Raw genomic sequence first — 21195 nt, forward strand, 5'->3', positions numbered from 1 at the left:
ACCAAGGACAACACCATGCCTGAACGCAACCAAGCGGCGCTCGATTTCCTTCTGACCCGCCGGTCTCGTCCGGCCAAGACGCTGACCGGTCCAGGGCCGGATCGCGAAACGGTCAAAACCATCCTAACCGCCGCCGCCCGCACGCCTGACCATGGCAAGCTGGAGCCGTGGCGCTTTGTGGTGCTGGAAAAGCCTGTCTTGATGCGCGCCCACGCGCTGGTGGCCGAACGCGGTGCCGCGCTAGGTCTTGAACCCGCCAAGATTGAGAAAGAACAGATCGCCTATGACCGCAGCCCTTTGGCTGTTGTGGTGGTTGAAAGCCCCGTTGACAGCGAGAAGGTACCAGCGATCGAGCAGACCTACTCTGCCGGCGCCGTTTGTCTGGCGCTTCTGAATGCTGCGCTCGCCTCGGGCTGGGGGGCGAATTGGCTATCTGGCTGGGCAAGCTTCGACACGAAGTTTACGCGTGCGGCCTTTGGCTTGGATAGTCACGAAAGCGTCGCTGGCATCATACATATCGGCACTGAAACTGTGGCCCCGCCGGAACGGCCGCGCCCAGACTTGGATACCATCACAACTTGGATAAAGACCTAATGTTTGACGATTTCTTCCGCGCACTTGGCCAGCTTGGCGACCCGCGCTTTCGCAATGTACTGCTGAAGGGGCTTGGCCTGACAATAGGTCTGCTGGTCGCGATCACCGTCGCGATGACATGGCTTGTGGGCTTTTTGGTCCCCGACACGTTGTCGCTGCCTTTCGTGGGCGAGGTCTCGTGGATAGACGGGTTGGCACTTTGGGCATCTGTGCTGCTGATGATGGTGCTGTCCGTCGTCTTGATGGTGCCCGTCGCGGGCGCCTTCACGGGGCTGTTTCTGGACGAGGTCGCCGACGCGGTCGAGGCTAAACACTATCCGCACCTGCCGCCCAACCCCGAGACATCGATCCTGAACGACATTCGCGAAAGCCTTGGCTTTTTCGGCGTGATCGTCGGGGTAAACTTGATCGCCCTGATCCTGTTTTTCTTCGTTGGCCCGCTGGCGCCGATCCTGTTCTACGCCGTCAACGGCTATCTTCTGGGCCGTGAGTATTTCACCATGGCCGCGATGCGCAGAATGCCCCGCGTAGACGCCCATGCATTGCGTCGTCGTCATAATGCCCAGATTTGGTTGGCTGGGTGTCTAATGGCGGTGCCGCTGTCGGTGCCGCTGGTGAACCTTTTGATCCCCATTCTGGGGGCGGCAAGCTTCACGCATATGTTCCACCGGCTGGCAGGACGCTAGAACGAAATAGGGCGCCCAATGGGCGCCCTTTTCTTATCCGCTAACGTCGTCATACCGGTCGAACCAGTCGATATCCTCGATCCCGATCCAGCCCGAGACGATGATCCCCGCGATGATCGCCCATACAATCGTGCAAGCTACTGTCACGATCAGAAGCGTGCGCCCCAGCTTGAAATTGGCCGGGGCTCCGGCATGGGTGCCGGGCACGATCTCGCCCTCGTCGCCTTGTGTGCGCAAACGGATCGGCAGGACCACAAACATGGTCAGGAACCAGATCACGACGTAAAGAACGATGGCGGCGGTAATGGACATCAGACTTGTTCCAGTTCCACCAGAGTACCGGTGAAGTCTTTAGGGTGCAGGAACAGAACCGGCTTGCCATGCGCGCCGATCTTCGGTTCGCCCGTCCCCAAAACGCGTGCGCCCGAAGCTTGCAGTTGGTCACGTGCTGCAAGGATATCGTCGACCTCATAGCAGATGTGGTGGATGCCTCCCGACGGGTTCTTTTCAAGGAAGCCTGCGATGGGCGAGTTGTCACCCAGCGGGTACAGCAGCTCGATCTTGGTGTTGGGAAGTTCGATGAACACAACGGTGACGCCGTGATCGGGTTCGTCCTGCGGTGCGTTGACCTTTGCGCCAAGTGTGTCGCGATATTGTGCGCTAGCGGCTTCAAGGTCCGGCACGGCGATGGCTACGTGGTTCAGGCGTCCGATCATCTTGTCTCTCCCAATTCAAATTCTGAGCTGCTTATGCCCAAGCGGCCCGATTAGGGCAAGCGGCACTGTGCCACAGGCCCGGATTGCCGCTGCGTTTCGCAGGTTAACCGGTTGTTAGGTAGTTTTGCGTCAAGGTGATCCCTGAAAGGAGCATGAAGATGAGCGATGATCTGGAAAACTTCATGATGACCCAACCTCCGACGGCTGATCGCCCCCTGAACGGGATGACTGTTTTGGTGGTCGAAGACAGCCGATTTGCGTCCGAGGCGATACGCTTGTTGTGTTTGCGGTCAGGTGCGCGCATCCGCAGGGCGGACAATCTGGCCGCTGCTCATCGACACCTTCGCGTCTATCGTCCGACGGTCGTCATTATTGATATGGGGCTGCCGGATGGATTTGGCGCCGATCTGATTGAAGAGCTCTCAGGCGACGCAATCCGTGTGCCCGTCATCCTTGGGATGAGTGGCGACGCCGGGACCTGCGATGCGGCACTTGAGGCAGGGGCGGATGGATTTTTGGAAAAGCCAGTCGAAAGCTTGGCAGAGTTCCAGCAGGCGATCCTACAAGTCTTGCCGCAACAAGAGGGGCCGGTTATCCCGCGTTCCCTTCCGAACGAGGTGGTCGCCCCTGACGCATTGGCGTTGCAGGATGACCTGTCCCATTTGGCGCAGATCATGCGTGAAGGCGATGAAAGTGTAACGCAGGACTATATCGCACAGTTTCTTGGTGGCTTGGCGCTGTCCGCCCATGATCAACCCCTTGCTGCCGCAGCTAAGCGCCTTGCAGCGTCACGACTTGCGGGAAGATCTACCGGGGCTGAGATGGCCCATGTGACTCATCTGATCGACGACCGACTAAAAGAACGACGACATCTTTAAGGTGAATTTCAAAGTTAACCGGCACGAAATGGACTTTCGCCTTCCTCATTTCCGCCCTTTTTCGGGTGCAGATTGGAAAATGAGGAAGGGTGTAACATTCAATTTGCGAGGTTGAAGTCGTGAAAGATCTGATCAAGAAGTTTGCTGATGAAGAGCTGGGCAATGCCGTTATTGACTGGACCGTACTAATTGCGGGCGCAGTTATGATGGTGACTGCGGTGGTTCTTGCGGTGGTCGAACCGAATGCTCCGGTAAGCGAAGCAGTTGGTGACACTATCCAAACGCAGCCCTTGGCAGGTTGACCCGTCCTTATTTAAACGTTCTGTTGTTATGAGTATCGGGCGCGCTTTTCGAAGCGCGCCTTATTCTTTTTCAAGATCGGTTCAGGCGATAATGCTAGGCAATCCGGGTGACAGATCCAAACCCGGGAAAACGGTGCTTTCGATCTCGGACGGAGTGGCGCTGAACAGACCCTGCATTGCCGCCGCCGCATAAAGCCGAATGTCCGCCGTGGGCATCAAGTCGCGGCGGTTGTACAGATCTTCTTCCGCCAGACCTGGCCAATCTCCATAGATGGTCCCCCCGCGTATCGCGCCGCCTGCCATGACAATCGTACCACCTGTTCCGTGATCGGTGCCCTTGCTGCCGTTTTGACGGACCGTGCGGCCGAACTCGGTCATGGCCATCACTGTGGTCGTGTCCCAGATCGGGCCAAGCTCGGCTTTCAGCGTCATGATGGCATCCTGCAGATTGAGCAGTGCCCGCTTGAAGTTTCGCGCTTGTCCCACGTGTGTGTCCCAACCGCCGATCGAGAATGACGCGATGCGCGTATCTTGCTTCAGCATGTCAGCGGTGAACGACGCGATGCCCTTTGTGCCAGCGTGTTCCTTGGCCATCATCATCGCGTCAGACATAATCTTGGCGGGATCGTCCGGAATTTCATCCGCATTCAGCAGAAGTTCGGGGTGCAGTACATCAGTCAACTCAACCGCTTCCCCCAGCGCCGCCGAGAACAGTGGGTCACTTGCATGCACCTTTTCCATCAGAACGCGCGTGGCTTCGGACAAGGTCAGCGTCACATCCGGAGACCAACTCGACGTTGCCGCGTCCCCGCTGAGGATCAGAAGATCCTCGCGGCCCACGGCCAAAGCGGTGCGTAGTTGCGATTCGGGCATCGTTTGCACCAATCGATTCAGCCATCCATCGCGAATTGCGCCGTTCTGGCCGACACCGGCCTCAAGAATATCCTGCCCGTCGAAATGACTGCGTTTGTCGCGATAGGGTGTGGACACAGCCTGGCCAAACGCCAGTTCACCAGTGCGCCAAAGGCCGTGTAATCTATCGGCTGCAGGGTGCAGCGCGTAGAAATCATTCAAAGGCAGGGCCGGGTCATCCGACGACAAGCCCGGCCTAAGGCCGGCAAACAGCGGATCGCCCACTGGCCGTACAAGATCCAGCCCGTCCATACCACCGCGCAACACGATCACCACCAACCGGTGATCGCCGGGGGTGGCAGCCAGGCTAACCGGCGTAACAAGGGGGCTCGCCGCCAGAGAGCAGCCCAGTACGCCCGCATTTTTCAGGAACGCGCGTCGGGAAATGGAGGAATGTTTCGTCATGGTCAGTCTCCTTCCTAGCGGCGCTGAAACTCGGGCGAGGACAGGATGATCCCGATCCCTTCCCAGCGTGTCTCAGCTGCGCGAGCTGCGAATTGAGTCATCTCGGTTGCCTGACCTGCCAGCGCGATCTCAACAAAGTCGCGCGGGTCTGGCAGTGTGACATCCAAAGATGATGGGGCTGAGACCGCCCATTGAATGCGCGCAGCAAGACCCTGCGGGGTGATCCAATGTGCGGCGTCCTCGGGCCAGCCATCAGGTCCGCCGGGGCTTTCCCAGGGTTGTCCCATCAGTGCAAGGGGGGCAAAGAACACCAGTTTGCGGTCTCTGCGATTAAGCGACGTCAACATGTCAGCAGGAACATCCAAAGCACGTACAGCTGAGGCCACGAAATCAAAGGGCTGCTTGATCTTCATTTGCTCCGGTGCCCATGCGGCGGGATGATCTAGCAGGGTTTCATAAAGGGCCATAAGGTCGCCATCGCTTTCGGTGAAGCGGACGGTCAGGGCGTCGACCAACTCCGAGTCGGGATCGTCTGACACGAAATGAGTGGCCAGCTTGCGCGCGATATGGCGTGCCGTGTCCGGGTGGCGGGCGATGTCGTCCAGCGCCTCGAAAATATCCTTGATCCGAGGTTGTTGACGGCCATAGGACTTGCCCAGCACGATCTCGGGCCCTGGATTTCCGTTCTTTGGACGAAAACGATAACGGCCGTCTTTACCCAAAGCGAGCCCAGCAAGAAGGTTTGCGAACGCGCGCACGTCGTCTTGGGTATATTCCCCGTCCACCCCTAGGGTGTGAAGCTCTAGAATCTCGCGGGCTAGGTTTTCGTTCAGGCTGCGCTTGCCTTGCATCGCCAGCTTGCTGCCTTCCCCGGCCGAGGCAAACTGATCCAGATAGTGCAGCATCACCGGATGGGTGGAACTGGCGCGCAGCATATCGGCAAAGCGTCCGTTGACATGCGGGCGCACGACATCTTCGGGAAATGTTGCCGCTGCCCGTTTGAACCGAGGCCCCTTGCCAATCACCGTGAAGTGGTCAGCCCAGAAGCGCACCAGCCGCTCGCGAAATGCATCATTCGCCGTTGTGCAGCGGTTCATAGACGCCAGAAACCATGCGGCCCGCTTGCGATTCAGTTCTTGGTATTTTTCCTTGCGGGCGGCCTTTGCGATCTCAAGTCCCGGCCCGCCTTTTCGGCGTGCATTACGAAAGGCGTTGGTCAGGTTTTGGACTTCCTGAATGTCGTCGTAAATATCGACAAAACCCGGGATTGGAAAGCGCGCAGCCTGAGTGTCCGGCCCGGCCAGCATATCCAACATCTGCCGCGTTGAGGCCGGAGGTTTCACCCCCGGTCTCGGCCCATAGCCAAAGCGGTTTTGTGCAATAACTGGATCAAAAGGCATCAAATTCTCCTGGCGCCAGACTGGCGCGCACAGGGTGTGCGAGCAAGCCTGATTATGCCAGGGGAATTATTGATATGCGATGACAGTGATCAGATCACTCTTGCGGAATGACTCGTAGATGCAGTTCGCGCAGCTGTTCGTTCATCGGCTCGCTGGGTGCGTTCATCATCAGGTCTTCGGCGCGCTGGTTCATCGGGAACATCATCACTTCGCGGATGTTGTCCTGATCGGCCAGCAGCATCACGATCCGGTCGACACCGGCAGCACATCCACCGTGGGGCGGGGCGCCGTACTGGAATGCGTTGACCAGAGCACCGAAACGCTTTTCGACCTCGTCTTTGCCGTACCCGGCCAGTTCAAAGGCTTTGAACATGATCTCGGGCTTGTGGTTCCGGATCGCACCCGACACCAGTTCATAGCCGTTACAGGCCAAGTCGTATTGATAGCCCAGAACCTCGAGCGGATCGCCATTCAGCGCGTCCATTCCGCCTTGCGGCATCGAGAACGGGTTGTGTTCAAAGTCGATCTTGCCGGTTTCTTCGTCGGCTTCGTAGATTGGGAAATCCACGATCCATGCAAAGGCGAAGCGGTCCTTGTCGGTCAGGCCCAGCTCGTCCCCGATGACGGCGCGGGCGCGGCCTGCGACGCCTTCAAAGGCTTTCGGCTTGCCGCCCAAGAAGAAGGCTGCGTCGCCCACGTTCAGACCCAGCTGCTGGCGAATGGCCTCGGTGCGTTCCGGGCCAATGTTCTTAGCCAGCGGACCAGCGGCTTCCATGCCACCTTCGACTTCACCGGATTTCAGCTTGGCTTGTGCTTCTTTCACCGTGATGCCCAGCTCTTGTGCCACGCCATCTGCGGTTTTCTCGCGCCAGAAGATATAGCCCATGCCGGGCAGACCTTCTTGCTGAGCGAACTTGTTCATGCGGTCACAGAACTTGCGCGAGCCACCTTTAGGGGCCGGGATTGCGCGCACCTCGGTGCCTTCGTTTTCCAGAAGCTTCGCGAAGATCGCGAAGCCCGAGCCGCGGAAGTGATCCGAGACGATTTGCATTTTGATCGGATTGCGCAGGTCCGGCTTGTCGGTGCCATACCACAACGCGGCGTCCTTATAGGAAATTTGCGGCCAGTCCTGATCGACTTTGCGACCACCACCGAACTCTTCGAACACGCCTTTCAGAACCGGCTCGATCGTGTCGAACACGTCTTGCTGCTCAACGAAGGACATCTCCATGTCCAGCTGATAGAAGTCGGTGGGCGAACGGTCGGCGCGCGGGTCTTCATCGCGGAAGCACGGCGCGATCTGGAAGTATTTATCGAAGCCGGCAACCATCATCAGCTGTTTGAACTGCTGAGGGGCCTGCGGAAGCGCATAGAACTTGCCCGGGTGTAGACGCGACGGCACCAGGAAGTCACGCGCACCTTCAGGCGACGACGCGGTGATGATTGGTGTCTGATATTCGCGGAAGTCAGCACCCCACATGCGTTTGCGCATCGAGGCCACAACGTCCGAGCGCAGCTTCATGTTTTCCTGCATCACCTCGCGACGCAGGTCCAGATAGCGGTATTTCAGGCGGGTTTCTTCCGGGTATTCCTGATCGCCAAAGACGATCAGCGGCAGCTCGCCCGCGTCGCCCAGAACCTCAAGGTCACGGACGAATACTTCGACTTCACCGGTCGGGATCTTGTCGTTCACCAGATCGGCATCACGCGCTTTGACGTTGCCGTCGATGCGGATACACCATTCGGACCGCACCTTCTCCATTTCAGCGAAGACAGGGCTGTCAGGGTCACACAGAACCTGTGTCACGCCATAATGGTCGCGCAGGTCGATGAACAGGATGCCACCATGGTCGCGGACACGATGGACCCAGCCCGATAGGCGGACGGTCTCACCGACGTTAGATTTGTTCAGTTCAGCACAGGTGTGGCTGCGATAGGCGTGCATGTCAGGCTCCCACGAGCGGTTCTATAATCTCGAGCCGATACACCTGCCTTGGAAGACAAAGTCAAGCCGCAGAGGCAGCAATGGCGAAAAAGAGCTCCAACTAGGTGCAATTTTCTTGGCCTTCGTTACGCAATAAAGAAGAATCCCGCCTGAACCCGTAACAATGATGGGTTCAACGCAAACAGGGCTTGCAGAAACCCCGCTGGTGTCTATAACCCACGACAATTTGCGCGCGGTTGGGATTCCCGCGTGCGTTCAGTCTGCCGATGGGGGTTACCATGCCGAAAAGAACCGATATCAACTCGATCATGATCATCGGCGCGGGGCCCATTATCATTGGGCAGGCCTGCGAGTTTGACTACTCGGGCGCACAAGCCTGTAAGGCGCTGCGCGAGGAAGGCTACCGGGTCATTCTGGTGAACTCAAACCCAGCGACGATCATGACCGATCCGAATATGGCCGATGCAACGTATATCGAGCCGATCACCGCCGACGTCGTTGCCAAGATTATCGAGAAAGAGCGCCCCGACGCGCTGCTGCCAACCATGGGCGGCCAAACCGGTCTGAACACCGCGCTGGAACTGGATGATCTGGGTGTGTTGGACAAGTTCAACGTCGAACTGATCGGCGCAAAGCGCGACGCGATCGAAATGGCAGAAGACCGCAAACTGTTTCGTGAAGCGATGGACCGTCTGGGCATCGAAAACCCGCGGGCGACCATTGCAACGACGATGGAAGAGTGCATGGACGCGCTGGAAGATATCGGCCTGCCCGCCATCATCCGTCCCGCCTTCACCATGGGCGGCACCGGCGGCGGTGTGGCGTATAACCGCGAGGAATACGAACATTATTGCGGCACTGGCCTTGATGCCTCACCGGTCAACCAGATCCTGATCGACGAAAGTCTTTTGGGCTGGAAAGAGTTCGAGATGGAGGTGGTGCGCGACACTGCCGACAATGCGATCATTGTCTGTTCCATCGAAAACATTGATCCGATGGGCGTGCACACGGGTGACTCGATCACCGTGGCACCCGCTCTGACGCTGACTGACAAAGAATTCCAGCTGATGCGCACCCACTCGATCAACGTGCTGCGCGAGATTGGCGTGGAAACTGGCGGCTCGAACGTGCAGTGGGCTGTGAACCCCGCTGATGGCCGGATGGTCGTCATTGAAATGAACCCGCGTGTGTCGCGTTCGTCGGCGCTGGCATCGAAAGCCACCGGTTTCCCGATTGCGAAAATCGCTGCGAAACTGGCTGTCGGCTATACGCTGGACGAGCTGGACAATGACATCACCAAAGTCACGCCGGCTTCGTTTGAGCCGACCATTGATTATGTCGTCACCAAGATCCCGCGCTTTGCCTTCGAGAAATTCCCCGGCGCCAAGCCCGAATTGACCACCGCGATGAAATCCGTGGGCGAGGTAATGTCGATTGGCCGCACGATCCACGAATCGATGCAGAAAGCTCTGGCGTCGATGGAAACCGGCCTGACCGGATTCGACGAGGTCGAGATCGAAGGCGCCCCGGAAGAGGCCGCCATCGTAAAGGCCATCTCGGAACAGCGCCCTGACCGCATCCTGAAAATTGCTCAAGCGATGCGTCATGGCATGTCGAACTCGGATATCCAGCGCGTGACGTCCTTCGACCCGTGGTTCCTTGATCGTATCCGCGAGATTGTGGATGCCGAAGCTGTCGTCCGCGAAAACGGCCTGCCGACAGAAGCCGAAGGTTTGCGCAAGCTGAAGATGTTGGGCTTCACCGACGCCCGTCTGGCCAAGCTGTCGAGCCGCTCCGAAAAAGACGTGCGCGATGTACGCCGGAACGCGGGTGTGAACGCCGTGTTCAAACGCATCGACACATGCGCGGCAGAGTTTGAAGCGCAGACGCCTTACATGTACTCGACCTATGAAGCGCCGATGATGGGCGAAGTGGAATGCGAGGCCCGCCCCTCCGACCGCAAAAAGGTTGTCATTCTGGGTGGCGGTCCTAACCGGATCGGGCAGGGGATCGAATTCGATTACTGCTGCTGCCACGCCTGTTTCGCGCTGACGGACGCGGGTTACGAGACCATCATGGTCAACTGTAACCCTGAAACCGTGTCGACCGATTACGATACCTCGGACCGCCTGTATTTCGAGCCCCTGACCTTCGAACATGTGATGGAGATCCTGCGTGTTGAGCAGGACAACGGTACGCTGCACGGTGTTATCGTTCAGTTCGGCGGTCAGACCCCGCTGAAACTGGCCAACGCGCTGGAAGCCGAAGGCATTCCGATCCTTGGCACCACGCCGGACGCCATCGACCTGGCCGAAGACCGTGAACGTTTCCAAGACCTGGTCAACAAGCTGGGCCTGAAACAACCGAAGAACGGCATCGCCTCGACTGACGAACAAGCGCTTGCGATTGCTGAAGAGATCGGTTTCCCGCTTGTGATCCGCCCGTCTTACGTACTGGGTGGTCGCGCGATGGAAATCGTGCGCGACATGAGCCAACTGAAGCGCTACATCGCCGAAGCTGTTGTTGTGTCCGGTGACAGCCCCGTTCTGTTGGACAGCTATCTGTCTGGCGCGATCGAGGTTGATGTCGACGCGCTTAGCGACGGTGAAGATGTACACGTTGCGGGTATCATGCAGCACATCGAAGAAGCCGGCGTTCACTCGGGTGACAGCGGCTGTTCGCTGCCGCCCTACAGCCTGAGTGCCGACATCATCGCCGAGCTGCGTCGCCAGTCGCGCGAGCTTGCACTGGCCCTGAACGTGGTTGGCCTGATGAACGTCCAGTTCGCAGTTAAAGATGGCGAGATTTATCTGATCGAAGTGAACCCGCGTGCCTCGCGCACCGTGCCGTTCGTGGCCAAGGCGGTTCTGTCGCCCATCGCCTCGATTGCTGCACGCGTCATGGCAGGCGAAAAGCTGGACGCTTTCGAACTGGTGAACCCGGAAATCGACACCTACGCGGTGAAAGAGGCAGTTCTGCCCTTCGCACGTTTCCCCGGCGTGGACACGATCCTTGGCCCGGAAATGCGCTCGACCGGCGAGGTTATGGGCGCGGACAAGGACTTCGCCATGGCATTCCTGAAAGCCCAGCTGGGCGCGGGCACTATGCTGCCGACCGAAGGCACTGTGTTCCTGTCGATCAAGGATGGCGACAAGACCCCGCAGCTGGTTGAAACAGCCCAGCTGTTGACCGAACAGGGCTTCCGCATCATCGCGACCTCGGGCACTGCCAAGTTCCTTGCCGAAAATGCGGTCGAGGCCGACGTTGTTGCCAAGGCCTACGAGCCGGGTCGCTCGATCATCGACATCATGAAGGATGGCGAAGTGCATCTGGTTATGAACACCACCGAGGGTGCTCAGTCGGTCAATGACAGCCGCCAAATGCGCAACGTCGCTCTAATGGACAAGATACCTTACTACACCACTCTGGCCGGCAGCCATGCCGCAGCCCTTGCTATGAAGACTCGCGGTGAACGCGAGATCACTGTGAAAGCGCTGCAAGAGGCGTAAGGGAACCCCAAACGAACTGAACTTCCAAGGGCGCGGCACTTCCGCGCCCTTTTTCGTGCTCGGGGTGAAAACCTCACCGCATCTGTTTGACCTGTGTTATGCTTCCGGAAAAGAGAAGGAGAGCAGTGATGAAACCCTTTGCCCCGATGATCGTACCTGTCGCATGTGTTGGCCTTTTGGCAGGGTGCGAGGCGTTCAATCCGACCACCACCCCCACGACAAACGTCACCGACTTACCGCTGATGGGCGGATATCGTACCCCTGCAGATGAATGCGAAAAGCTGGGCGAGAACGAACTGACGGTCAATTACCTGGACCATACCGCCGATCTGGTGGGCTGTCCGGAAGACTATGAAGGTCTAGGTGTGTTCCAAGCGGACACGGGCGGCATCGAGGTCGCTCGTATTGATGGCTGGGTATTGTTCAGCGTCCCGAGCGGGAATTAACCGTATAGCTGCTGCGCTTGTGAGAATGACATCAGCTTTTTGCTTTTCTCGTCCCACAGGTGCAGTCGTGCACTGGCCAGACTTTCGCGGATCGTCATGCGATTGATCGTCGCCAGGTATTCGTTTTCTTTCAGGACTTCTGTCAGGCGATAGAACGGGATACGGCTGTGCAGGTGATGCACATGGTGAATGCCAATATTCGCGCTGAACCACTGAAGGATGGCGGGCATCACATAGTGCGAGCTGCCATGCAGTGCCGCATCGTGTAGCTGCCATTCTTCTTCAGCCTTCCAGTGCGTCTCTTCGAACTGGTGCTGGATATAGAACAGCCACATGCCAGCGGTGGCCGCTAGCAATGTGGTGGGCAAGAAGATCAACAGGACGGGCATCAGCCCTCCGAAATACCAGATCACGACAAGCGCTGCGACGATGACAAGGTTTGTCCCCATAGCGCTGATCCAATACCGCGCGGCGCTCATCAATCCGAACGGAAGGCGGTTTTGCAGCAGAAACAAGTATCCGGGTGCAAAGCCGAACAGAGTGATCGGGTTGCGATACAGCCGGTACTGGAACTGACGCATTGGCGACAGAGCTTTGTACTCTTCGACGGTCAGGGTCATGATGTCCCCGATTCCGCGTTTTCCAAGGTTGCCGGCCGAGTTGTGGTGGATGGAGTGGGTGCGTTTCCAAACGTCGTAAGGCGTCAAGGTGACGACCCCGATCACCCGACCAACCCAATCGCTGACTGTCCGATTTTTGAAGACCGAGCCATGCCCGCAATCATGCTGGATGGCAAACAGGCGCAGAAGGAAAGCGGCGTTGAACAGTGCAATGCCAAGGCTTAGCCACGGGCTGATCGACAGGCAGTACCATGCAAGTGCCCAGAGAAGCAGGAAGGGAACCGCACTGACTGCCAGCTCGAAGGTGCTGCGAAGCGTGCTTGGTTCGCGATACTTGGCAAGTGTTCGGACCCAGTCGCGTGCTGTGGTCTCATCTTGTTCTGGCAGCGGTATCTGTGAAAGCTCTGTCATGGGCCTGCTTTTGTGGTGTCAGGCCATTCGGATAGACTATCGGGTCAACATATCAAGCGAATAATGAAATATGTAGGGAACTCTCCTTTAGCGAGAATTCAAATCCGTCCACGCAAAAGAGCAGAAAATAGCTCAAGCACAGGCTTCTCTCTTATGCAGTTGATACGGTGAAAATGCTGGTTTGGAATACTCCAAAACCAGCTGTCAGTGCACGCTGTGTCAGTTGCAGGATTGGATGCCGCGTGCGGCGATCTCTTTCCAGTTTTCACCCAGCACGTCTTTAGCCCGGATTGCGGTCTCATAGCCCGGATCACGCGGCTTCAACATGCGGACGTACAGGTTGGCCTCGTGCGCGCCGGTTAAAAGAACCTTCTGATTTCCAAAATAGGCCACCGTGGCTCCATTGGCAGTGTTTCCGTATACATTGGCGCTGTCATACGCGTCTGCATCGGTGCGATTCAGGACGGTGGCGCGGGTGCTGTCGGACGAAGATGCCCCCAGTATTACAAATCGGTCATGGCCACGACGTAATGTCTCGACCGCGGCCAGTTCCACCTCGACTCTGGCCGCTGCTACGGGACCGCATCCGGCGGCTGCCGACGTCCTTAGAACAAACTGGCTTTGCAGATCGTTGGTGGATTTGCACCCCGCGCTTGCCGCCACAGTAAGGGCACACGCCAATCCAATAAGTCGCTTCATTTGGAAATGCTCCGAGTGGTTCGGCACCAATCTAGCCGAGCGCCCCGCCAGAGCAACCCTTGCGCCAGGATTAAGACGCGAGCTGCCCCCACAGGTCATACTCACCGGCCTCGTCGACCTCGACAGACACGATATCTCCAACATTCAGGCCTGCGGTGCCCTCGTCGATGAACAGGTTGCCGTCGATCTCGGGGGCGTCGGCTTTGGTGCGGCAGGTGGCAATTCCGTCTTCGTCGATGTCGTCGACGATCACGTCCATGACCTGACCGACTTTCGCCGCCAGCTTAGCTTCGGAAATCGCCTGCGCTTTCTCCATGAAGCGTTCCCAGCGGTCTTGTTTGACCTCGGCAGGGACGTGGTCGGGCAGGTCGTTCGAGCGTGCGCCCTCGACGTTTTCATATTGGAAGCAGCCGACGCGATCCAGTTGCGCCTCGTCCATCCAGTCCAGCAGGGTCTGGAATTCTTCTTCGGTCTCGCCGGGATAGCCGACGATGAAGGTCGAGCGCAGGGTGATGTCCGGGCAATCTGCACGCCACGCTGCAATCTCGTCCAGCGTTTTGGATGCTGCCGCTGGGCGGGCCATGCGCTTTAGCGTATCCGGGTGGGCGTGCTGAAAGGGGATGTCCAGATAGGGCAGGATCAGCCCGTCCGCCATCAGCGGGATCAGATTGCGCACATGCGGATAGGGATAGACATAGTGCAAGCGCACCCAAAGGTCCTTGCCCGCGCCCAAAGCCCCAAGATCACGCGCCAGATCTGTGATATGGGCGCGATGCCCACGTTCGTCCGCGTGTTTGATGTCGACGCCATAGGCCGAGGTATCCTGCGAGATCACCAGAAGCTCTTTCACACCAGCATCCACCAGCTTGCCTGCTTCGCGGACAACCGCATGGGCCGGACGGCTGGCCAGTTTCCCGCGCATGTCAGGGATGATGCAGAACTTGCATTTGTGGTTACAGCCTTCTGATATCTTCAGATAGCTGTAATGGCGTGGGGTCAGGCTGACGCCCGTGGCGGGCAGAAGGTCGATGAACGGGTCGGGGCTGGGTGGCACAGCACCATGCACCGCGTCCAGCACCTGTTCGTATTGATGCGGGCCGGTGACGGCCAAAACGCTGGGATGGGTGCCGCGGATATAATCCTCTTCCGCGCCCAGACAGCCGGTGACAATTACTTTGCCGTTTTCGTTCAGAGCTTCGCCGATCGCTTCAAGGCTTTCGGCCTTGGCGCTGTCCAGAAACCCGCAGGTGTTCACGATCACTGCATCCGCGCCAGAATAGTCCGGGCTGATTGCATAGCCTTCGGCACGCAGGCGCGTCAGGATGCGCTCGCTGTCGACCAGAGCCTTCGGGCAGCCAAGGCTGACCATGCCCACGGTGGGTTGGCCATCGCGGGCGGGCTCGGAAAAGCGGGCCTTGGGGGCAAGGTCGGGACGCAGGTTGGGCGGATTTACAGGATCTGTCATGGCGGGCCGTATAGCTAAAGCTGTGGACTATGGGAAGGGCGCGGGGCCGGAATGCAAAAGCGCGCCCGGTGGGACGCGCTTTCGAAAATCTGTGTCGATGGTGCTTACCGCTTGCGATCGCGACGCGAGGACATGGGTTGGAATGCCACGCCCACATGGGCTTCGCAGTACGGTTTGCCCTGCTGAACGGCCAGGCCGCAGAACCAGAAGTCGTCGGTGGCCGGATCGCCCACGGGCCATTTGCAGGTCTTCTCGGTCAGTTCCATAAGGTTCAGACGCTTGGCGTCTTTTTCGATTTCGCTGACCTTGGCCAAAGCCTCGGGGCTAATCTCGTTGGCTGAAGGCTGCGGGGGCAGGGGTTGGCCTGCCGGAATGATCGCTTTGCGTGCGGGTGAAACGGGCTTTGCTTCCGCCGCCGGCGCTGCTGCTGGTTTCGGCGCAGGCTCGGCTGCTTTCTTTGGGGCTGCCTTGGGCTTGGCCGCTGCCTTGGGCTTGGCGGCTGTCTTGGCCGTGGCTTTATCGCCTGCGGGGGCTTTGCTTCCGCCGCTCGAGCGGTTGGACAGGCCCAGACGGTGCACCTTGCCGATGACCGCATTGCGGGTCACACCGCCAAGTTCTTTCGCGATGACCGAGGCCGATTGACCCTCGCCCCACATCTTTTTCAGGATTTCAACGCGCTCGTCGGTCCAGGACATGCTTTTTTCCCGTCTGCTTGGGGGTGGCCGGATCCGGTCAGGCCCCTTTGAATTCACAAGCCCCTATTCTAGTCACCCGCGCGGCGGATACAAGCCAAGAAGCCGCTTTACTTGGCCTGCCGCCCTTCACGCCACGCCAGAATGGCACCGCCAGCGACGATAATGCCCGCCCCAAGCGCGCTGAGCCAGCCCGGCACCACGCCGAACAGGCCAAAATCGTAGAGTGCCGCGAAGATCAGCGTGGCATAGGAAAACGGCACAACAAAGCTGGCATCCGCGCGCCGGATCGCTTGCACATAGCATGCCTGCGCCGAGGCCATCATGAATCCAAGCGCTGCCAGCACACCCCATTGCGCTGGGGTGGGCGACTGCCAGACAAACAGCACCGCGCAGGATGCGATGGTCAGACCGATTGCGTTGTTGATGACAAGGATCTGCAAAGGGGCCTCGCGCCCGGCTAGTCGTTTGATGAAGATGGTTTCAAGTCCCAGCAACGCGGCTGCCCCCAACGCCAGTAATGCGGCTGGGTCAAAGCTGGATGCGCCGGGGCGGATCAGGATCAGCGCGCCGATCAACGCCATCGCAACGGAAAGCCACCGCCACGGGCCGACCCGTTCGCCCAGCAGAGGGATCGCCAGCAACATGGCGAAGACCGGGTTCAGGAAAGAGATCGCTGTGGCATCGGCCAGCGGGATCAGTGTCGCGGCGGCGAACATCAGGGTCACGCCAGTAAACCCAGCGGCAGATCGTGCCACGTGTAGCTTGATATTGGGCCGCGTGATCTTCAGTCGTCGGATCAAGGCAAATGTTCCGATGGCCAGAAACGCAAAGGTGAAGCGTCCATGGGTAATCTGGAATGGGTGCAGTGGATCGCCCAACAGGTCTTTGCCCGCCAACTTAGCCATCAGGGTTGTGCCCGCGATAAACACGGTCGCCACCAGCATGAAGCCGACGGCGGCTAAGGGAGAGTTGCGCGTTTCCATCTGTTCCTCCTACGCGCGCGTACGCAGATTGAAAAGGCTGGACAGCGCGGGTGTGATCCCCTATCTCGCCCACATGATCAAACGCACACATATCGCTGAGACCCGACGCCGACGCACCCGCGCCTGACGTCCGTCCCCGTTTGATCCTGCGCACCGTTTGCGCAAACCCACCCAAAACCATCTGGAAAATGTTGACTTGAGGCCTGCCATCCGGCACCCAAAGGCTTCTTTTTGAAGAGGATACCACTATGATCCCGTCGCTTCTGCCGACCTATAACCGTGTAGACCTTGCCTTCGAGCGGGGCCAGGGCAGCTGGCTTGTCACGGATGGGGGCGAGCGATACCTGGATCTGGGCGCGGGCATCGCGGTGAACGCGCTGGGCCACGCCCATCCTGCATTGGTCGAGGTTCTGGCCGAACAGGGTGCGAAGCTGTGGCATGTGTCGAACCTCTATAAGATCCCGCAGCAGCAGACGCTGGCGGATCAACTGGTTGATCTGACCTTCGCCGACACCGTGTTCTTCACCAACTCGGGCACCGAAGCGTGCGAGCTGGCTGTGAAGATGGCCCGGAAGTACTGGAGCGATAAAGGTGAAGACCGTGCGCGGATCATCGGTTTTGATGGCTCGTTCCATGGCCGCTCGTCCGCGGGGATCGCGGCTGCGGGTGGCGAAAAGCTGACCGCAGGCTTCGGTCCGCTTCTGCCCGGTTTCACCCATCTGCCGTTCGGAGACCTTGATGGTCTGACCAATGAACTGGCCGAAGGTGACGTGGCCGCCGTGATCATCGAACCCGTTCAGGGCGAGGGCGGTATCCGCCCCGTGCCAGATGACGAATTGAAAGCCATCCGCGCCGCCTGTGATGATGCTGGCGCTCTGCTGATCTTTGACGAAGTACAGTGCGGCATGGGCCGGACCGGCAAGCTGTTTGCACATGAGTTCTCGGGCGTGACGCCGGATATCATGATGGTCGCCAAAGGAATTGGCGGCGGTTTCCCGTTGGGCGCTGTTCTGGCGACCGAAAACGCGGCAAGCGGCATGGTTGCAGGCACCCACGGGTCGACCTATGGCGGCAACCCGCTGGCCTGTGCCGTGGGCTCGAAAGTGACCGAGATTGTCGCCGATCCCGAATTTCTGGCCGAGGTCAGCCGCAAGGCAGGCCTATTCCGTCAGAAACTGGAAGGGCTTGTCGCCGCCCATCCCGACGTCTTTGAAGGTGTGCGCGGGTCTGGCCTGATGCTGGGCCTGAAATGCAAAGCGACCAACATGGACGTGCTGGCGAATTGCTATGATGCGAACCTGCTCTGCGTTCCTGCGGGCGACAACGTGCTGCGCATCCTGCCCGCACTGACCATTGAAGACGAAGATATCTCTGAGGCGATTGTCCGCCTTGAAACCGCTGCCAAGGCTGTGGAGGGCCAGAGCGCATGACACATTTCCTTGACATCAACGCCACAGATACCAGCGACTTGAAAAGCATCATGTCCGAAGCGCACCGGATCAAGGCCGCGCGCGCTGGCCGCCCCAAGGGGGCATTGGATGACGAAAATCCGTTGGACGGCCATATGGTCGCGCTGATCTTCGAAAAGCCCTCGACCCGGACGCGCGTCAGCTTTGATGTAGGCGTGCGCCAGATGGGCGGGCAGACGATGGTTCTGTCAGGCTCGGAAATGCAGCTGGGCCATGGTGAAACCGTTGCGGACACCGCCAAGGTGCTTAGCCGCTATGTGGACATGATCATGATCCGGACCTTCGAAGAGGCGACCCTGCTTGAGATGGCCGAGCACGCCGACGTGCCGGTGATCAACGGGCTGACCAACCGCTCGCATCCCTGCCAGATCATGGCCGATATCCTGACGTATGAGGAACATCGCGGATCCATCGAAGGCAAGAAAGTGGTTTGGGCAGGCGACGGCAACAATGTCTGCGCCTCTTTCCTGCATGCTGCGGGCAAGTTCGGCTTCGACCTGACCTTTACCGGGCCCGAGCCTCTGGATCCGGAAATGGCCTTCGTGGAAGAAGCCCGCGCCAAAGGCGTGAATGTCGAGATCGTGCGCGATCCCGTGAAAGCCGTGGAAGGCGCCGACCTTCTGGTGGCCGACACTTGGGTCTCGATGCACGATGCGCCCTCGGCCCGCGAACGTCGCCACAACCTGCTGCGCCCCTATCAGATCAATGACGAATTGATGCGTCACGCCAAGCCGGACGCTCTGTTCATGCACTGCCTGCCCGCGCACCGGGAAGAGGAAGTGACGAACTCGGTCATGGATGGCCCGCAATCGGTGATCTTTGATGAGGCCGAAAACCGCCTTCACGCCCAGAAGGCCGTGATGCGCTGGTGTTTGGGGAAGTAAGCGGCACTCAGCTCCAATAGAAAAGGGCGCCCGCTAAGGCGCCCTTTTTGTTCGTAGATCCGTTTGCTTACGCCACGATGGCGTTCAGGATGTGGAAGATCACTGCTGACATGATCGCAGCTGCTGGCACGGTGATCACCCATGCTGCCACGATGGTCATGAAGTGCGAGCGGCGCACCAGTTTGCGGCGGCGGCGCTCTTCTGGTGCGATCCGCTTGGCATCGGGACGTGCGGCGCGTGAGTTGCGCAACCGGCGCTCCATGTGGAACTCGCGATAGAAGCCAACGCCAAAAACGCCACCCACAGCAATATGGGTCGAGCTAACGGGCAGGCCCAGCCAGCTTGCGACGATCACAGTGATCGCTGCCGACAGCGCTACGCAATAGGCGCGCATCGGGTTCAGCTTGGTGATTTGGCTGCCAACCATGCGGATCAGTTTTGGGCCGAACAGCATCAGGCCAAAGCTGATGCCAAACGCGCCGATCACCATGACCCATGTCGGGATCGATACTTTCGCGGCAAAGTCGCCCACGCTTTCTACGTGCACGATGGCGGCGAGCGGACCAACAGCGTTCGCCACGTCGTTGGCGCCGTGCGCGAATGACAACAGCGCGGCCGAGAAGATCAGCGGTAGGGCAAAGAGCGTCTTCAGCGACTTGGTGCGGTTCTCAAGCCCTTCAGCCTGACGGGCAATAAGAGGTGCGGTGACAACGTAAGCGACTGCTCCGACGGCTGCGCCAATCAGAAGCGCTGTGCCAAGGTCAATCTTGATGATCCGCTTCAGGCCTTTGATCGACAGATACGCACCAAATGCGGCTGCCATAATCCCGATCAGAATTGGCACCCAACGCTTTGCAGCAGCAATCTTATCCTCCTGATAGACAATCTTGTGCTTGATCAGGGCCAGGAACATGGCAGCAACGACGCCGCCCAGAACCGGTGAAATCACCCAGCTCGCTGCGATCTTTCCCATGGTTGGCCAGCTTACTGCTGCAAAGCCTGCAGCCGCGATACCAGCCCCCATAACGCCGCCCACAACCGAATGTGTGGTCGAGACCGGAGCACCGACCCACGTGGCAAGGTTCACCCACAGCGCAGACGAGATCAGCGCAGCCATCATTGCCCAGACAAAGGTGCGCGAGTGTTCGAAGCTCGAGGGGTCAATGATCCCTTTCGAAATAGTCGACACAACGTCTCCTCCAGCTAAAAGTGCACCGGCACTTTCGAATAATGCGGCAATAACGATAGCGCCCCCCATGGTCAGCGCGTTTGCACCAACGGCCGGGCCCATGTTGTTGGCCACATCGTTCGCGCCGATGTTCAGCGCCATATAGGCCCCAAACGCGGCGGCGATCACGACAACAAGAGAGGTTGGTGTCTGCCCAAAGAACACAGCCGCACCAAGGGCCGCGACTACGATAAAGGCCAAAGCCACACCCATCCCAACCAGCGGACGGGCCACCAGTTGCGTTGCATATTCCACTTGGGTGATTTTGTTCAGGTCCTTGTCCAGTGTTTTCCACTGGTTGCCGCTGTTCTCGCCGCTCATGTCCCATCCTCGCAAGCTGCTTGTCACACGGCTGTTGTGCAGCCGTTACAATTCAGCGCCTGCGCTAGCTTGTCAGGTCCGCGATTGCAACAGATTCTGTGATGGAAATGCCATGTGGCTTGGGCGGATCAGAAATCACGCAACAGTTTGCGCAAACCTTTTTCCTGCACCATTTCGGCAGCCTCGTCCGGTGACACCCATGTGCGTGTGCGCTCGTCGGCCTCGGGGAAGTCACTTTTCAGCTTCTCGACTTTCAAAGGGAACACGGTTGCTGAACAGTGGGCTAGCTCGCCGTCATCCAGCTCTTTGGCATAGCTGTATTCGCCAATGGGTGCGCGATCCAGCTGACCTTTCTTTACCCCGGCCTCTTCCCAAGCTTCCTGGGCAGCGGCATCGGCGTCATTCTTGCCTTCCATCGGCCAGCCTTTTGGAAGGATCCAGCGTCCGGTCCCGCGAGAGGTCACAAGCAAAACTTCCTTATCATCGCCATGGCCACGATAGCACAGCGCCGCAACCTGAGAGCGGCTGGGGCGTTTCAGCATTGGCGATAGGACTTCGTCCCAAGCTTGTTTCAAAAGCGACGACATAAGGGGCCTGTGGATTTCTTGCTCATTCTTTTACTTGTTG

20 protein-coding genes are annotated in these 21195 nt (G+C 58.7%); 8 read left to right on the forward strand and 12 right to left on the reverse strand.

Annotated features, from left to right (window positions below):
* Positions 1 to 15: 15 nt before the first annotated feature.
* Together ACP15F_RS00865 and ACP15F_RS00870 are read left to right on the forward strand one after the other, a co-directional pair.
* Positions 16 to 594 (forward strand): nitroreductase family protein, encoded by a 579-nt coding sequence (locus tag ACP15F_RS00865; protein ID WP_424938967.1) that lies wholly within the window; start codon positions 16 to 18, stop codon positions 592 to 594.
* Positions 594 to 1280 carry an EI24 domain-containing protein gene (locus tag ACP15F_RS00870; protein WP_424938968.1) on the forward strand — a complete coding sequence of 229 codons (687 nt, stop codon included), beginning with the start codon at positions 594 to 596 and terminating at the stop codon, positions 1278 to 1280. Before ACP15F_RS00865 ends, ACP15F_RS00870 begins: the two co-directional genes overlap by 1 nt.
* Positions 1281 to 1313: 33 nt before the next feature.
* Here the strand turns inward: ACP15F_RS00870 and ACP15F_RS00875 are convergent, their stop codons facing one another.
* On the reverse strand, positions 1314 to 1592 hold the full coding sequence (locus ACP15F_RS00875) for a DUF1467 family protein (protein ID WP_424938969.1): 279 nt from the start codon (positions 1590 to 1592) through the stop codon (positions 1314 to 1316).
* The gene (gene mce / locus ACP15F_RS00880) at positions 1592 to 1996 is read right to left on the reverse strand and encodes a methylmalonyl-CoA epimerase (RefSeq protein ID WP_163037903.1); all 405 of its coding nucleotides are present in this window, start codon (positions 1994 to 1996) and stop codon (positions 1592 to 1594) included. The genes ACP15F_RS00875 and mce overlap by 1 nt, the downstream gene beginning before the upstream one ends.
* A gap of 158 nt (positions 1997 to 2154) precedes the next feature.
* Here mce and ACP15F_RS00885 point away from each other — a divergent pair, with 158 nt between their 5' ends.
* Entirely contained in the window at positions 2155 to 2874 is a 720-nt protein-coding gene (locus ACP15F_RS00885) for a response regulator (RefSeq protein WP_424938970.1), read from the forward strand.
* 119 nt (positions 2875 to 2993) lie between these two features.
* Positions 2994 to 3176: a hypothetical protein gene (locus tag ACP15F_RS00890; protein WP_424938971.1), complete on the forward strand. Its 183-nt coding sequence runs from the start codon at positions 2994 to 2996 to the stop codon at positions 3174 to 3176.
* A gap of 81 nt (positions 3177 to 3257) precedes the next feature.
* Here ACP15F_RS00890 and ACP15F_RS00895 read toward each other — a convergent pair whose 3' ends face one another.
* The 3 genes from ACP15F_RS00895 to aspS all read right to left on the reverse strand — a co-directional run bounded on the left by ACP15F_RS00895 (position 3258) and on the right by aspS (position 7838).
* The gene (locus ACP15F_RS00895; protein WP_424938972.1) at positions 3258 to 4493 is read right to left on the reverse strand and encodes a DUF1501 domain-containing protein; all 1236 of its coding nucleotides are present in this window, start codon (positions 4491 to 4493) and stop codon (positions 3258 to 3260) included.
* 14 nt (positions 4494 to 4507) lie between these two features.
* Positions 4508 to 5893 (reverse strand): DUF1800 domain-containing protein, encoded by a 1386-nt coding sequence (locus tag ACP15F_RS00900; RefSeq protein ID WP_424938973.1) that lies wholly within the window; start codon positions 5891 to 5893, stop codon positions 4508 to 4510.
* A gap of 94 nt (positions 5894 to 5987) precedes the next feature.
* Entirely contained in the window at positions 5988 to 7838 is a 1851-nt protein-coding gene (gene aspS, locus ACP15F_RS00905) for an aspartate--tRNA ligase (RefSeq protein ID WP_424938974.1), read from the reverse strand.
* Between the two features lie 278 nt (positions 7839 to 8116).
* Here aspS and carB point away from each other — a divergent pair, with 278 nt between their 5' ends.
* Both carB and ACP15F_RS00915 read left to right on the forward strand, forming a co-directional pair.
* Positions 8117 to 11347: a carbamoyl-phosphate synthase large subunit gene (gene carB / locus ACP15F_RS00910; RefSeq protein ID WP_424938975.1), complete on the forward strand. Its 3231-nt coding sequence runs from the start codon at positions 8117 to 8119 to the stop codon at positions 11345 to 11347.
* Between the two features lie 128 nt (positions 11348 to 11475).
* Entirely contained in the window at positions 11476 to 11793 is a 318-nt protein-coding gene (locus ACP15F_RS00915) for a hypothetical protein (RefSeq protein WP_424938976.1), read from the forward strand.
* Here the strand turns inward: ACP15F_RS00915 and ACP15F_RS00920 are convergent.
* From ACP15F_RS00920 to ACP15F_RS00940, 5 genes are all read right to left on the reverse strand, one after another.
* Positions 11790 to 12824 (reverse strand): fatty acid desaturase, encoded by a 1035-nt coding sequence (locus ACP15F_RS00920; RefSeq protein ID WP_424938977.1) that lies wholly within the window; start codon positions 12822 to 12824, stop codon positions 11790 to 11792. The genes ACP15F_RS00915 and ACP15F_RS00920 overlap by 4 nt on opposite strands.
* A 219-nt stretch (positions 12825 to 13043) precedes the next feature.
* Positions 13044 to 13523, reverse strand: a complete 480-nt coding sequence (locus ACP15F_RS00925; RefSeq protein ID WP_424938978.1) for a hypothetical protein — start codon at positions 13521 to 13523, stop codon at positions 13044 to 13046.
* Positions 13524 to 13593: 70 nt separating this feature from the next.
* Entirely contained in the window at positions 13594 to 14988 is a 1395-nt protein-coding gene (gene rimO, locus ACP15F_RS00930; RefSeq protein ID WP_424938979.1) for a 30S ribosomal protein S12 methylthiotransferase RimO, read from the reverse strand.
* A gap of 104 nt (positions 14989 to 15092) precedes the next feature.
* On the reverse strand, positions 15093 to 15683 hold the full coding sequence (locus ACP15F_RS00935; RefSeq protein WP_424938980.1) for a GcrA family cell cycle regulator: 591 nt from the start codon (positions 15681 to 15683) through the stop codon (positions 15093 to 15095).
* A gap of 107 nt (positions 15684 to 15790) precedes the next feature.
* On the reverse strand, positions 15791 to 16666 hold the full coding sequence (locus ACP15F_RS00940) for a DMT family transporter (protein ID WP_424938981.1): 876 nt from the start codon (positions 16664 to 16666) through the stop codon (positions 15791 to 15793).
* A 248-nt stretch (positions 16667 to 16914) separates the two neighbouring features.
* Between ACP15F_RS00940 and ACP15F_RS00945 the strand changes: the two genes are divergently transcribed.
* Positions 16915 to 18096, forward strand: coding sequence for an aspartate aminotransferase family protein (locus ACP15F_RS00945; protein WP_424938982.1), 1182 nt, complete (start codon positions 16915 to 16917; stop codon positions 18094 to 18096).
* Positions 18093 to 19019, forward strand: coding sequence for an ornithine carbamoyltransferase (gene argF / locus ACP15F_RS00950; protein ID WP_424938983.1), 927 nt, complete (start codon positions 18093 to 18095; stop codon positions 19017 to 19019). The genes ACP15F_RS00945 and argF overlap by 4 nt, the downstream gene beginning before the upstream one ends.
* Before the next feature lie 67 nt (positions 19020 to 19086).
* Here argF and ACP15F_RS00955 read toward each other — a convergent pair whose 3' ends face one another.
* Positions 19087 to 20568, reverse strand: coding sequence for an inorganic phosphate transporter (locus tag ACP15F_RS00955; protein WP_424938984.1), 1482 nt, complete (start codon positions 20566 to 20568; stop codon positions 19087 to 19089).
* A 128-nt stretch (positions 20569 to 20696) separates the two neighbouring features.
* A complete protein-coding gene (locus ACP15F_RS00960) occupies positions 20697 to 21110 on the reverse strand; it encodes an NUDIX hydrolase (RefSeq protein WP_424938985.1) in 414 nt (137 codons plus the stop codon).
* Between the last annotated feature and the right edge of the window lie 85 nt (positions 21111 to 21195).

This window comes from Aliiroseovarius sp. S253 (assembly GCF_049800855.1).
Classification (GTDB): Bacteria; Pseudomonadota; Alphaproteobacteria; order Rhodobacterales; family Rhodobacteraceae; genus Aliiroseovarius.